At 44.7% G+C, this 14,622-nt stretch carries 8 protein-coding genes; 5 read left to right on the top strand and 3 right to left on the bottom strand.

The features are described 5' to 3' along the window. Window positions 1-183: 183 nt before the first annotated feature. Together QUB13_RS24455 and QUB13_RS24450 are read right to left on the bottom strand one after the other, a co-directional pair. Window positions 184-4,050: a S8 family serine peptidase gene (locus QUB13_RS24455; protein WP_333385991.1), complete on the bottom strand. Its 3,867-nt coding sequence runs from the start codon at window positions 4,048-4,050 to the stop codon at window positions 184-186. Between the two features lie 377 nt (window positions 4,051-4,427). Beyond that, window positions 4,428-5,162 carry a hypothetical protein gene (locus tag QUB13_RS24450; RefSeq protein WP_333385988.1) on the bottom strand — a complete coding sequence of 245 codons (735 nt, stop codon included), beginning with the start codon at window positions 5,160-5,162 and terminating at the stop codon, window positions 4,428-4,430. Window positions 5,163-5,313: 151 nt separating this feature from the next. On the opposite strand from QUB13_RS24450, the gene QUB13_RS24445 reads away from it, so the two are divergent. From QUB13_RS24445 to QUB13_RS24435, 3 genes are all read left to right on the top strand, one after another. Continuing rightward, window positions 5,314-6,480, top strand: coding sequence for a tetratricopeptide repeat protein (locus QUB13_RS24445; protein WP_333385985.1), 1,167 nt, complete (start codon window positions 5,314-5,316; stop codon window positions 6,478-6,480). A 421-nt stretch (window positions 6,481-6,901) separates the two neighbouring features. Then, complete coding sequence (locus QUB13_RS24440; RefSeq protein ID WP_333385982.1) at window positions 6,902-7,684, top strand: DUF1822 family protein; 783 nt, start codon at window positions 6,902-6,904, stop codon at window positions 7,682-7,684. A gap of 33 nt (window positions 7,685-7,717) precedes the next feature. Further along, entirely contained in the window at window positions 7,718-9,778 is a 2,061-nt protein-coding gene (locus QUB13_RS24435; RefSeq protein WP_333385979.1) for a CHAT domain-containing protein, read from the top strand. Between the two features lie 122 nt (window positions 9,779-9,900). Here QUB13_RS24435 and QUB13_RS24430 read toward each other — a convergent pair whose 3' ends face one another. Beyond that, a complete protein-coding gene (locus tag QUB13_RS24430; RefSeq protein ID WP_333385976.1) occupies window positions 9,901-10,785 on the bottom strand; it encodes a 4-hydroxybenzoate solanesyltransferase in 885 nt (294 codons plus the stop codon). A gap of 217 nt (window positions 10,786-11,002) precedes the next feature. Between QUB13_RS24430 and QUB13_RS24425 the strand changes: the two genes are divergently transcribed. Both QUB13_RS24425 and QUB13_RS24420 read left to right on the top strand, forming a co-directional pair. Next, a complete protein-coding gene (locus tag QUB13_RS24425) occupies window positions 11,003-12,613 on the top strand; it encodes a Ppx/GppA phosphatase family protein (protein WP_333385973.1) in 1,611 nt (536 codons plus the stop codon). Window positions 12,614-12,914: 301 nt separating this feature from the next. Then, a complete protein-coding gene (locus tag QUB13_RS24420; RefSeq protein WP_333385971.1) occupies window positions 12,915-14,342 on the top strand; it encodes a protein adenylyltransferase SelO in 1,428 nt (475 codons plus the stop codon). Window positions 14,343-14,622: the final 280 nt, after the last annotated feature.

Raw genomic sequence — 14,622 nt, 5'->3', positions numbered from 1 at the left:
ACTATTCTAGCAATAATTGGCTGAATCGACAATTTTTTGTTACTTGAATGCAAAAACGGAAAGGCGATCGCACTTTCGGATAGTTCCAAAAGGGCGATCGCTTTTATTGTTGGTGAGACTTAGCAGAGGGCGATCGCTCATTTAATTAACTACGAGCAATCGGAGGACATGATTTAGCAAAAATTAACTAATTCGGAATGCGACAGTCTGACCAAAAGTACCATTACTATTTGGTCTATGAACTTCTACGTGCAAGTGAGGCCCTGTACTCCAACCAGAATTTCCACTGTACCCAATTAGCTGTCCTGCTTTGACAGTAGTACCTTCCTTTATTCCTCCTGCTACTTTTGAACTAAATCCCTGTTGTAGATGTAAGTAAGCAGAACGATATCCTCCATCATGTTCAATCGTAACTAAGTTTGCTTGATTCGCTTTTGCCGAACCACCACCTGTGTCTGAGTAGGCATCTATTACTCTTTTCACTGTACCTGAACGCATTGCATATACGGGTGTACCCAACTTCACGCCATAGTCAATGGCATATTGCGCTGTACCAGTGTGTGAAGTTGAACCACCAGGCCCTTGTGTAAGAGTTCCAGCACCTTGTAAGGGGTGACTGAATCCGACTAAAGGATTAGATGCAGTGGGATTAGAAAACAGGGCAGGTTGACTATAGTCCTTCAAAACTGGTTGATTGCCAACATTAGGAATCTCATTCACTGGAATACCACTACCTTCTTTGTAAGCCGTCGCCTTACTACCATTCCAGTAGATGTAACCCTTTTCAAAGTATTGAATAATATTTCCATTCCCCAGACCCTTTTCCCCACTCTTGGGAGCACCTAGCCAACCTTCCAATCCACCGTTTTTTAAGAATGTCTGACGAATGCCACCGTAAAGCGGGAAAGTTCCATTTTCACTGCTGACGATCGATCCTTTCTCAAATATCTGATAGCTCATACCATTATAGTTGGTGACATCAGAAGTGGGATTACCTAAAGTCCCTTGATAATTCTGGAAAACAGGATAAAAATTGCCACCAATGGTGTGACCGTTGAGAGAAATTGAAGTAGGCGGTGGTGTGGGGTTTGAATTGATCGGTTGCTGAGGTGCTGCTACCTCTTTGGGAATCTGGATGGTGGCCCCTGCCTTAACGTCACTAGCATTGGGAATGTTATTTTTCTGAGCAATCCAGTTGTAAGCATCTGAAGAAGCATTGCCCGTTCTTTCGAGTGCAATTTGGCTGAGAGTATCTCCAAATTTAAGAGTGTATGATTCCCAATCATAATATTTGCCATTGAACTGATCGGCCGTCGCCCTTTCTAATGGCGTAACTTGTCCCTCCAAACCCCAAGTAGTAGGATTTGAGAAAAGTGCAGGAATATAAAGTTGCGGCGCTGTTTCCTTCGCCACTTGCACAGCTTTATTAAAATTCACCACCCCAAAACCCGTCTCTTCATCCCATCCGGGCTCCTTCAAATCGATCGCACTTCCAGTCAAAACATCAATCACTTGAGTCACACTCAAATCGGGATTACTCTCCCAAACCTTAGACGCCATCCCCGCCGCCTTAGCTGCCGATGCCGAAGTTCCCGCCATCGTGCCTAAATCATCGCCAACAGTCGATAAAGTCGGATTTTCGATCGCACCTCCGGGCACTAAAATATCCAAACCATAGCCGTAGCTGGAATAATCCGATCGCCCAAATCCATCAGACGAACCAACCGTCAGAATATTCTCAAACTCCTGGGAAGATTGACCCAAAACAGACATCACGCCGCCGTCATTTCCAGCCGCCACAACTAACAGCACTCCACTCTGCCGCGCATTTTCTAAAGCAGCACGTTCTCGGTTAGTAAATTCGTAACGAGTGGTAATACTTCCGTCAGCATTCTTTTGAGTTAAATCGAGGGGAAGAAGTGCGATCGCATTCTTTTGCTTTTGTGCCTTCGCTTCACCCACAAAATCAGTTAAAGCTAAATCCCATTCCCCCGAACCAATTGCCCGACTTAGATAAACATTCGCCTTATCGTTGTAGCCGTCAATGCCTTTGTCGTTCCCTTGAATCGCACTCACTAAACCCCAGCTAAATGTGCCGTGTTCGTTACCTGTACCGGCAGTAAACAAAGGATTGCTGTCTTTGTCAATATGATCGTGCCCCATCGTCACTTTAGAGTAATCCAAATCGGGATTGTTCGCAGCAAACCCAGTATCGATGATGCCCACAAAAGCTCGATCGGGCGCTGGCGGCAAAATAGTTTCAAAAGGCGGTTGAGTCTCCGGCGTTTGTTCAGTTACAGGCGGTTGTTCGTCGATCGCAGGCGGTTCTGAGGGAGTCGTTGGGGCGATCGGAGGTTTTATTGGCACAGGCCCTGTAATCATCACAGGCGGTACAACAGCAACTGGTGGCGTTGTCTCAACTGGCGGTACAGCGGGCGGTACAACAGCAACTGGCGGCGTTGTCTCAACTGGCGATACAGCAGGCAGTGTTGTCTCAACTGGCGGTACAGCGGGCGGTACAACAGCAACTGGCGGCGTTGTCTCAACTGGCGGTACAGCGGGCGGTACAACAGCAACTGGCGGTGTTGTCTCAACTGGCGATACAGCGGGCGGTACAACAGCAACTGGCGGTGTTGTCTCAACTGGCGATACAACAGCAACTGGCGGTGTTGTCTCAACTGGCGGTACAGCGGGCGATACAACAGCAACTGGCGGTGTTGTCTCAACTGGCGGTACAGCGGGCGATACAACAGCAACTGGCGGCGTTGTCTCAACTGGCGGTACAGCGGTCGGTACAACAGCAACTGGCGGTGTTGTCTCAACTGGCGGTGTTGCAGGCGGTACAACAGCAACTGGCGTTGTTGTCTCAACTGGCGGTACAGCGGTCGGTACAACAGCAACTGGCGGCGTTGTCTCAACTGGCTGTACAGCGGGCGGTACAACAGCAACTGGCGGTGTTGCAGGCGGTACAACAGCAGGCGGCGTTGTTGTCTCAACTGGTGGTACAGCAGGCGGTGTTGCAGGCGGTACAACAGCAGGCGGCGTTGTGGCTACTGGCGCTGTTGGAGTCACATACTCGATCAATTTCTTGCCGCCATCGAGTTTAGTCCAATCCTTACTCTTATCGATCACTTTGTCGATCGGCACAGCCTTACCCGTCGCACCGGTCAACTTGAAAACCAAATCGTTGTAATCTTTATCCGAACCCGTATCAACCCGCTGATCTTCCATCGCAAATGCCTTGCCGGTACCAGTAACATCAGCTATTTGACCGTACAGCCAAGCATCATCTGGATTAGTGCTAGATAACGACAGCAGTGGGCGTTTGTCACCGCCAGCATTGGGATTTTTAAACACATCTTGCACAGTACCATTTGGCACCAGCATCACCGCAAAAGCCTCTCCCGGTTTCATCCCAAATGTTTTCGGCCCGCTGTACTGTCCCTGGTTATAATTTGCCTCTCCTAAAATGCCGTTAAATAGCGGGTTTGCACCTTCTGTGGAGTCAGAAATTACTACGTGACCAAAGGTAGAATTAGTCAGGGATCGTCTTGCTGCTTCTTTGATAAATTCCTGAGAACCAGGGGCGAATTTCTCCATTCCCAGCACGCTGAAAATGGCAACTTCACCTTGATAATTGCCGCCGTCGTGCAACCAGTCAAAGCCAACTTGTCCCGTGGAATCTGTAGCGAAAAAGCCGGAGTCAACTCCCAAACCTGTCAGCGGGTCAACTTTGCCGTCTGGGGTTAAACTAACTTGATAATTTGTATCGCGGGAGGGTGCAGAAATTTTGAGTGCATAATTGGTTGCACCCAAGTTATCGATGCTAAAAGTTCCCGAATTTGTGCCGTTGGTTTCGATCTCTTTGACGACTTTTCCCTGGCTGTCGAGGAGTTGCATCCCGACAATGGAACTAAACCCTTCAGCGGTAACTCGAAAGCTGCCTGTATTCAGCCGATTAAAACGATAGGTGTCTGTGGGGTCAGTTTTACCTGCGAAGTCGATCGAGAAATAGTTGTCGTTCAGATTGCCGATAGAAGTAGTAGACATTTTACACCTCGATTGATAATTTTTTTGGAAAATCGATCGGCGCAGCAAAGCAATTGCCACCCCACAGCACAAAAGCAGGCAAATTCAACTTAATTAGCAAAAATTTACAAAGTTGTTGAACTCGCTGGATTTTTGTCTGCTATATATCTATCTGGATTGACCCGGATTTTTTATGCAGTTTGTAATGAAACTTTACAAATAATTGCCAAAATTCCGATTTTTAAGGGATGCAGGGGAGGGATAATGATGCTGAAAGCTATATTTATCGGGACTTTAAGATTTTATGCGCTCGATTGGTTTGAGTTTTTGGGGATAAAAGATGATGGAAGCGATCGCCCTCGGAATGAGGTTGCGGGCGATCGCCACAACAGACACTTTCAGCAATCTGCTGTCACCTCAGAGTCTTTTTGAGCAATTTGTCGGGCGATGGCTTGCACCTTTAAAAATCCCGTCCTTTTCCAAAAAGAGTGCATCGTCTGTGTCTTGATATTCAACTGTCGGGCGAGCGCGGACATTTTTTCCGGCGACTCCTGCAACAACAATTTTTGCACAATCAATTGACAGTTGCAGTCGGGACGGTTGCGAGGATGGCATTTGCGAAGTTTTTTTTCTGGATCGCGATCGATGTATTGTGCGATAGCCCTTGCTAAAGCTGCTTTTTCTTGTCTCTCAATCCGTTCGATTTGGGCCTCCAAACCACTCACGCAGTCATCGTAAAATCCGCTGCGTTCTAAAGCATCTAAATCTAACGAAAGCTCTTTGATAGTTGTGCTAGAATATAAATCTTGAATTCGATACCGTAGATAACCGTTAATCCAAGCGATGAGACTGGCTTGAATCGGAGAGCGTTGGGGATGAAACTCGTGCAGGTTATTGTCTAACCATTGCCAAGTTTTATTCAAAGCTTCCAAATAATAGGGATGAGAAACCTTTGACAATCTTGGTAATAGTTGCAGTTCCCGTAGTAAGCGATTCAGCAATCTCAGGCGCTGCGGGCTATCCAGCGATTCCGAGCAAATTCCTAAAATTAGCTTGCACAACAATTCGTCTTTAGGAGTGCGATCGGAATATTGTTCCAGTGCCAACCTCAATTTATCTATGTGTTTCATCATCACCCTCATCAAACAAGTGGATGCAAATTTAACTGAATACAAAATCTGATAAAAAGCTCGTCTTGGCAAGGCTTTTTGACTGACTGCATTTACGATATAAGATTAAATTTCCCCAAGCAAATTTACACAAGGTAGCTGAAAACTTGCTAGAATGGCGTTGAGCAGCTTGGGAAAACATAAACCTTGGGATTCCCCTTGGGATTCCCAAGGTTTTTTAAACACTTTTTTGGAATCATTCATGGAGAATAATGTTCGTCGGAACCTTAACTGGAAAAAAGGTAAAGAGCATGGAAAGATATTAATAGAGGCTTTGTACTCCTTCACCGACGCGGATTTGGAAAGAAGTAATCCCTATGAAAGCCTCAAAAAAAATATTGATAGTCGTTGGCAAGGAACTAACCTGTGGGTGAAACAGACAAGGCTGCGGGATCTAGTTTATCTGACACAAAAATGCGGCAAAGCTTTAGAAAACGAGCAAATTCGCAATGCCCTTCACTGCCTAAAAGCTTTGGATATCTTGGAAGATCGGCGAAATGTAACGAGTTCCAAAACAATCACGGGTTCGGACAAGTGGAGTTTTTTACTAAAATTTCCAAGTTTAATTAAAGCAGATAATCTGGATTGGCTATTTGGTAAAGAAGACCAACAGGGGGAATGGGAAAAACGCAGATTCCCCGAAAAAAATATTGCTGAATTTAGTCAAGTTCAAGATGTAGTACCACCTCAATCTTGGGATATAATAGCTAATAATCGAGGACTAGAATTAAAAGAAGTTGGGGAATTAGTTGCAGCTAGAAAAGAGTTTGATACATCTCTGAAACTAAACCCAGATAATCCAGCAACTTATTACAATAAGGGATGGATGAATGAAGAAGCAGGAAAAGTAGCTCTAGCGATAGAACTGTATCAGGAAGCAGCAGTGCGCGGCTTTGCTGCTGCGTACTGCAATTTAGCCCGTTTGTACATCATTGAATATAAAGATTTGCCGAAGGCTGTTCAAACTATAGGTTATGGTTTAAAGCTGGTTAAAAAGGAGAAAGTTGAGCATGACAAAATAGTCGAAGCGGCTTTGTTCACTTACCTGGCTTGGGCTTGGAAGGAACAAGGACGCTTTGAAGAAGCTTTGGAAAAGCTACAAGAGTCTGTTAAACTAGATAGCGATCGCGGTTTAAGCTACGGCATCATGGCAGAGGTGCAAGAACATCTGGGCAATGGTGCAGAAGCTTTGGAAGCGTGGAAAAACTGTCTCGAATATGGTAATTTCGCTGAGCGAGATGAAGATTTTTATATTGGTAAAGCGCGTCAGCGTCTGAAGTAAGCGGGATTTAGGGGAAAGTGCGCCCTTTCCCCAGATTTTTGCTAGGAATCAAGGACAGGGGTATTCATTGCCATGTCTGTCGATACAAATTCGCGTTAGATTATTCGTGGCTGACTGAAGCTCTGTCCGAGCGATTGAAGCGCCTGAAACTGCTGCTAGTACCAATGTTGTGTGGCCGAGCGCGATCGAGCCAATCAAAAGGGGTGAAATCAATACTTTGCAATTCATACTCTTGTCTCCAAGTCAATTTTTTGAACAAAGGACAACCGAGTTAGGCCTAACTTTTTTGTCTTCATACATCTAGGATGCTTGTTGGCTCTTGGTTCTATTGCGTTATTTTTGATACCCCCTCTGGTACTACCCCCAAAAGCGATCGGATTAACTAAAAATGAATGAGACAAGCAATTAAGTAGAGGTAATAATGGCGATCGCACTCAAAGCATCAAAAAAAGGACTAGCAATTATTGACTTAGCCAGAAACAAGAAGGGATGGACAAAAATTGCTGTCTCTTGGCATGAAAATGCTCAAGTTGGTCAAGCAGCTCTGAGGAAATTTTGGCGACGAATGCCCATTAGGCAAGATAACTTTGTCAGTATTTGTCAAGCTGTAGGAGTGGATAATTGGGAAGAAATAGTAGAAGAAACTCTCCCTTTGGAAGAGCCTCAATCATCGGACTTAAAATGGTTGCTAGAGTTGAGAGCTACCCTCGAAGAAATAGATAAGCCACTAATTGACAAACTCGTGGCTCAGATTCAGCAACGTTCTCCAAATGCGATCGTTAAAACACAAAAAATTGACTCCAGCAGCCTGGTATTAATTGAGGAGTGGCAACCTGTAGAATCAATATTACCCAGGAAGCAAGCTCGTTCTATAAGCGCTGATACTCCAGTACCTGAAAATAGTGTCAGGCGAGCCAAAGAAATTGATTTAGATGGAAATCAGGCGATCGCACTTGTTGTCCAGACAACACTTGAATCAGAGACAGAAGTAGGGATTTGTGTCTGGGTTTATCCCACTAATAATACAGTTCATTTACCGCCAAACTTACAAGTGATAGCCCTCGACGAATCTGAAGCTATTATTATGGAAGAACAAACAGGAGATGCAGAGGACTCCGTAGAATTAGAATTTGTTGTCGAGCCGACAGAGCTTTTTAGTATAAAAATTATTTTTGGAGATGTTAGTATAACAGAAGATTTTTGAGTTCAGTGGATGAAAGCTAATAAGTATAAATCAATGGAAAAGCTTGTAATTTTGAATTTATCAGAAGGAAACTTCGAGCTTGGGTTTACTGCAATTTTAGAGATTGGGCAAGAGGGGTTGCGCCCCGAAATTGTAGTTAGAGGTCGTCTACCCCCTGCATCTCACATTCCTCAATTAGTTGGCGAATGGCAAGCTGCATTTAGTAAAAAGGTAAGCCCACTTTCTAACGATGCGTCAGGAAATCGATCTCGTGCGACAGCTAGACGCCAGAGTAAATCTTCTTGTAAAGACTCTGCTGAAAAGTTAGTATTCAGCATCAACGAATGGCTAAACTCGGGAAATACTGAGTGGCAAAAAATCCGAGACGGTTTACAACAAAACTTGCTCAAAAATGAAGAAATACGAGTAATTATTCAAACTCACAATAACGATTTAAGACAGATTCCTTGGCAAGTTTGGGATTTATTTGCAAGCGATTACAGAAAAGCTGAAATTGCCTTAAGTGAACCTGAGTATTATTGTTCGGCAAAACAAGGCTTGACTGCTAACAAAGTCAGAATTATCGCTGTTTTAGGTAATAGCGACGGTATAGATATCCAGTTCGACAGGCAAATTTTTGAACGTTTAAACCCAGACGAAGCCGAGTGTCATTTCCTAGAACAGCCAACCAAAAAGCAGTTGATAGAGTGTCTTAGTGACCGACAAGGATGGCATATTTTATTTTTTGCCGGTCATAGCTACAGCGTTGATGGCAAAATAGGAATCTTTGAAATTAATAGTGATGAAAGTATACAAATCGATGAGCTTAAGAATACACTGAAACTGGCTATATCCCACGGTTTGCAACTGGCTATTTTTAATTCTTGTGATGGCTTGGGACTGGCAAACCAACTCGCTCAATTACAAATTCCTCAAAGTATTGTGATGCGAGAACCAGTACCAGATAGAGTAGCACAGGATTTTTTGCAGTATTTTTTAATTGATTTTGCTGGGGATAGTTCTTTTTATGCCTCGGTACTATCGGCACGTAGAAAGCTAGAAGATAATTGGAATCAGGAATATTGTGGTATTAGCTGGCTGCCAGTAATTTGTCAAAACCCCGCTGTTGAACCGCTAATGTGGAAACAGTTGCTCAATTGGAAATGCCTGCACACTCTCAAAGATCATTCAGATGTTGTTAATTCCGTCGCCATTAGTCCCAATCAAAACATTATTGCCAGCGGCAGTTTGGACAAAACCATCAAACTTTGGAACCTTTCTACAGGAGAATTACTCCACACCTTCACCGGACATAGTAGTGGGGTAATTGATGTTGCTTTCAGCCCCGACGGAAAAACCCTTGCCAGTGCCAGCAACCACGAATTTTTTGATGGCAGTATCAAGTTGTGGGATGTAGCAAACAAGCAATTTAAACAAAGTCTGGGAAATACCTTGTTAGCCCTGCGGACAAGCTGTTTAGCTTTCAGTACCGACGAACAAACCCTAGCAAACGGTCACATTGGTACTACGCTGATGGGTGGTACAATTGATATCTGGAATCTGAAAAGAAGTAGAATAGAAAAAACTCTCTGGGGACACGTTTGGGAAGTTAATTGCCTAGCCTTTAGCAAAGACGGGCGCATTTTAGTTAGCGGCGGTTTAGATGGTGCAGTTAAAATCTGGAATTGGCATAGAAAAGAGTTGCTGCACACTCTCATTCGACCAGTAGATTTTTTCGGTGCCGTAGCCTCTTGGTTCGATTCTTCTGTTGGGATAATTTGGTGTGTGGCGATTAGCCCGGACGGTAAAACAGTCGCCGCTAGCGGTTCCCAACAGCCAATTCAACTTTGGAATACTGAAAATGGCAGACTGCTGCGTACTTTTACAGAACACTCAGATAGTGTTTATAGTCTTGCCTTTAGCCCCGATGGTGAAACTCTCGCCAGTGGCGGTGCTGACAACACGATTCGGATTTGGAATTTTCACACAGGAGAGTTGTTGGAAACTCTGGAACATCTCGGCCCAGTCCAGTCTGTTGTTTTCAGTTATGATGGCAAAACTTTGGTCAGCGGGAGTGCAGATGCTACTGTAAAAATTTGGCGCGTTCCTGTTTAAGTCAGGACTTACCCACTGCGACAAAGAAACCGGGTTTTTTACCTAATCTCTCAGTAACAAGGGGTCTTTTCGTAAAAAACCCGGTTTCTGGGGCCCCATTCGATTTCCAACTGTCAAGTCAGCTAAAAAATATCCCCAACAATCATCCCCGCCAAAATCACAAACCCCACCCAAACATTTTGGCGGAAAATTTGACCGTAAACGGGATTCGGAATGTCGGTCTTTCGCAGTTGACTGTACTGCAAAACCCACAAAATCGCTGCCGCACCAATCGCTATCCAAAAACCAATATGCAAATGTAAATTAATTCCCATTGCTGCTAACAAACCGACAGTCCCAACAAAGAAAAAACCCACAGCATTAGCGGCATTATCCCCAAAAAATATGGCGCTGGAATTCACACCCAAACGCAAATCATCTTCTCTGTCGCTCATCGCGTAAACTGTGTCAAATCCCATCGTCCAAAACACGACTGCTCCCCACAGCAGCCAAGTTGCTATTTCTAATTGATTGACAGCCGCACTCCAACTAATTAATACGGCAAATCCCCAGGCTATTGATAATACTAATTGCGGTACTGGAAAGAATCGTTTTGCTAGCGGATAGCAGATAATTACTGGTACGGCGGCGACACACAGCCAGAAGCTTAAAGGATTGAGATAAAATGCGAGAATCGCAGCGCTTGCTAAGGAAATTAAGGCAACTCCGATTCCTGTTTGTACGGTGAGAGTGCGGGATGCTAGGGGGCGCGATCGCGTTCTTTCGACTTCGGGATCGATATCGCGATCCCACAAGTCGTTAATCACGCATCCCGCCGCACTCGTGGCTAAGGTTCCTAACACTATTACGCCAACTAATGCCGAGGGCGGTCTCCCGTCTGCTGCTAAAAACACGGCCCAGAGGGCTGGTATCATTAAAATAAGCCTTCCTGCTGGTTTGTCCCACCTCAAAAGCTTTACGATGGTTAGCAATGTGGATTCGGTTGGGCGATCGGACTCTTGAAGCATTTTAATTCTAGATTTTAGATTTTTAATTTGAGATTTTATCAAATTTTAGGCACAACCACTTACTATAGCGGTTCTAAAAAAAGTGATGTATGTCCCGATGCCCGATGCCCGATGCCCGATGCCCGATGCCCTAATTCCCGATTTTTGCTGATTTAAGCTCGCGCCTAACTGGATTTATGAAATAATCATAAATATCTGTCAACCCCCATACACTCCAATGGTTAATTCAATTGCTTCTGCGGAGTCAAATCGCATTATTGCTGCTATTGATATGGGTACTAACTCGTTTCACATGGTGGTGGCGCGGATCGATCCGAAATTGCCCGCCTTTGAGATTATTGCTAGAGAAAAAGATACGGTTCGGTTGGGCGATTCCGAGGCAAAAACAGGCTGCTTAAAGGCTGAGGTTATGGAAAGGGCGATCGCCACTCTGAGCCGTTTTCTAGACATTGCTAAAACTTTCAACGCCGAACAAATTATCGCTGTGGCTACCAGTGCGATTCGAGAAGCTCCTAACGGGCGGGATTTTCTCAAACGAGTTGCTGACGAATTAGACCTGAATGTTAGCTTAATTTCCGGTCAGGAAGAAGCGCGGAGAATTTATCTCGGCGTGCTTTCGGGTATGGAATTCAACAATCAGTCCCAGGTAATTATTGATATTGGGGGCGGTTCTACCGAGTTAATTTTAGGAGATAGCTCGGAACCTCGCTGTCTTACCAGTACCAAAATCGGTGCTGTGCGCTTAACAAAAGAATTTGTTAAAACTGACCCGATTAGCAGAGAGGAGTTTGCCTATTTGCAAGCTTATATTCGGATTTCGCTCGAAAGACCGATCGACGAATTGCGAGTTCAATTCAAGGCGGGCGAAACTCTGCGTTTAATTGGTACCGCTGGAACCATCGAAACTCTAGCAGCCATTAACGCTCGCGAAAAGCTGGGAACAGTTCCGAGTCCGTTGACCGGCTATCAATTAAGTCTAAAGGATTTGCGCGATTTAGTCAACCGTTTCCGCAAACTTTCTTACTCAGAAAGACTGGCAATTCCGGGAATGTCGGACAAGCGGGCAGAAATTATTCTCGCCGGCGCTTTGATTTTACAGGAAGCGATGACACTATTAGGAATGGAATCGATCACTGTGTGCGATCGGTCTCTGAGAGAAGGCGTCATTGTTGACTGGATGCTGAGTCACGGTTTAATAGAAAACCGCTTGCGCTATCAAGGTTCAATCCGCCAGCGCAGCATTCTGCTGATGGCTGAAAAATATCAAGTCAATACAGAACAAAGCGAAAGAACCGCAGAGTTTTCCCTCAAATTGTTCGACCAAACCCAAGGAATTTTACACAATTGGGGAACCGAAGAACGGGAGTTGCTGTGGGCCGCCGCGATTCTGCACAACTGCGGTTTGTACGTCAGTCATTCGGCGCACCACAAACATTCTTACTATTTAATTCGCAATGGTGAGTTATTGGGATACTCTGAAACAGAGATTGAAGTAATTGCTAATTTGGCTCGCTATCACCGGAAAAGCCCCCCGAAAAAGAAACATGAGAATTTTGTAAGCCTCCCCAAAAACTACCGAGAAATAGTTAGTAAACTCCATCCTTTTCTGCGGCTTGCTGTAGCTTTGGACAGGCGGCAAATAGGCGCAATTGCTAATTTTAAAAGCGAACACCGCCCAGAACTTCGAGAGTTTCACTTGCGGCTTCAACCGCTCGACTCCGAGGACGATTGCGCTTTGGAAATGTGGAGTTTAGATTACAAAAAACCGTGTTTTGAAGATGAGTATAATCTCAAATTAATAGCAACTTTGGAGGGAATATGCGGTTAAAAGTCATTAGTCATTAGTCATTAGTTATTGGTTATTGGCTATTGGTTATTGGTTATTGGTTATTGGTTATTGGTTATTGGTTACTTGTTACTTGTTACTTGTTACTTGTTACTTGCTACAAATTTCCATTTTCCATTTTCCAATTCTCAATTCCCAATAACAACTAACAAATAACAACTAACAGCTAACAACTAACAGCTAACAACTAACAGCTAACAGCTAACAACTAACAGCTAACAGCTAACAGTTAACAGTTAACAGCTAACAGCTAACAGTCAACAGTCAACAATCAAATACAAAAATGTCAAATCCCTTGCTTTCCCTCAACTACGAACCAGCCCTCGAATCCCTCGGCGGCGACTATTTTGATGAAGTCCCCGCAGCCGATTTTCCCCAACACATCCTCCGTTTTCGCAACGACAAATTATTGCCAGTATTGGGTTTAGAGCCCGCACAAGTAACCGACCAACATTTCATCGAAGCCTTCGGCAAATTTCACTGCGTGCGTCCCTTTCTCGCACTCCGCTACCACGGCTATCAATTCAACGAATACAACCCGAATTTAGGCGACGGTAGAGGCTTTTTGTACGGTCAAGTTCGCGGTACTGACGGCAGACTTTATGACTTCGGGACTAAAGGTTCCGGCCGCACTCCCTACTCGCGGCACGCTGATGGTAGACTCACTCTCAAAGGGGGAGTTCGCGAAGTTTTAGCCGCCGAAGCTTTACACAGATTGGGAGTTCGGACATCTCGCTGTTTTAGTTTAGTTGAAACTGGGGATGCTTTGTGGCGGGGCGACGAACCCTCTCCCACGCGATCGTCCGTAATGGTGCGTTTTAGCCACTCTCACATCCGTTTTGGCACGTTTGAAAGACTACATTATATCCGCCGCCCGGATTTAACTAAAAAACTTTTAGATTTTGTAATTGAATATTACTATCCCGAACTGCATTTAGCAGCTAGCAATTCGGGTGCTTCTTCCGAAGAAAAATATGCGCTATTTTATGCAGAATTAGTCGAACGTGTAGCCGAATTAGTTGCTCAGTGGATGGCGGCTGGTTTTTGTCACGCGGTGCTGAATACTGATAATATGTCGATTACTGGAGAAAGTTTTGATTACGGGCCGTTTGCTTTTATACCAACTTACAAGCCGGAATTTACAGCAGCTTATTTCGACCATTACGGTCTTTATTGTTACGGAAATCAACCGTTTATTTGCCAGGGGAATTTAGAGAAGCTTCAGCAACCGCTAGCAGCGGCAATTCCTCAAGCTGATATGGATGCTGGCTTGGCAAAGTTTGGCGATTATTATAATGCAGCTTACCGCAAGTTGATGCTGAATAGATTGGGATTTGAGGATTTGCCAGAGGCGGATGGTGATGAGCTTTTGAAGCTGACAATTAAGATGCTGGCGGAGTCTCAAGTTGATTATCACGATTTCTTTTGGGAATTGCGCCGACAGTTCGATCGCACTTGGCGAGATGATGCTAGTCTAATCTTCAGCGAGGCGGAACCAGCAGATTTGTTAGCACATTGGCGGCAGTTTTATTGTCACGTTTTGCAAAGTTTGTCGGCGGACGATATGGATGAGATGGCCCAGAGGTTGCGCCAGCACAATCCCGAACAATCGCTGTTGAGGCCGACGATTGAGGCTGTTTGGGAACCCATCGCTCTTGAGGATAATTGGCAACCGTTTTATGATTTGGTTGAGCGAATTCAAAATTATTAAAGGGAATTGGGCGGATCGAAGCGGAGGGATGGGGCGTTGTTGACTGTTAAGCTGTCACGCAAATAAACATTGCATATTCAGGGCGGGCAGGATGCCTGCCCCACAAGAGTTTTACTGTTTTTTGACATACAGTTTCAATGCCGCACAATTAACAACTAACAACTGACAAATGAGGGCGGGCACGCACCATCCACCGCCCCTACCAACTAACAACTAACAACTAACAACTAACAACTAACAACTAACAACTAACAACTAACAACTAACAACTAACAACTAA

The sequence above is a fragment of the Microcoleus sp. B4-D4 genome (assembly GCF_036705185.1).
Classification (GTDB): domain Bacteria; phylum Cyanobacteriota; class Cyanobacteriia; order Cyanobacteriales; family Microcoleaceae; genus Microcoleus.
Note: the sequence above shows the minus strand (reverse complement) of the source record. Positions and strands in the feature narration are given on the sequence as shown.

Bases quoted from the DNA above. Each gene is read 5' to 3' on its own strand.
- QUB13_RS24430 (WP_333385976.1), bottom strand. From the start codon at position 10,785: ATGCTTCAAGAGTCCGATCGCCCAACCGAATCCACATTGCTAACCATC.
- QUB13_RS24445 (WP_333385985.1), top strand. From the start codon at position 5,314: ATGGCGTTGAGCAGCTTGGGAAAACATAAACCTTGGGATTCCCCTTGG.
- QUB13_RS24455 (WP_333385991.1), bottom strand. From the start codon at position 4,050: ATGTCTACTACTTCTATCGGCAATCTGAACGACAACTATTTCTCGATC.
- QUB13_RS24425 (WP_333385973.1), top strand. From the start codon at position 11,003: ATGGTTAATTCAATTGCTTCTGCGGAGTCAAATCGCATTATTGCTGCT.
- QUB13_RS24440 (WP_333385982.1), top strand. From the start codon at position 6,902: ATGGCGATCGCACTCAAAGCATCAAAAAAAGGACTAGCAATTATTGAC.
- QUB13_RS24420 (WP_333385971.1), top strand. From the start codon at position 12,915: ATGTCAAATCCCTTGCTTTCCCTCAACTACGAACCAGCCCTCGAATCC.
- QUB13_RS24450 (WP_333385988.1), bottom strand. From the start codon at position 5,162: ATGATGAAACACATAGATAAATTGAGGTTGGCACTGGAACAATATTCC.
- QUB13_RS24435 (WP_333385979.1), top strand. From the start codon at position 7,718: ATGGAAAAGCTTGTAATTTTGAATTTATCAGAAGGAAACTTCGAGCTT.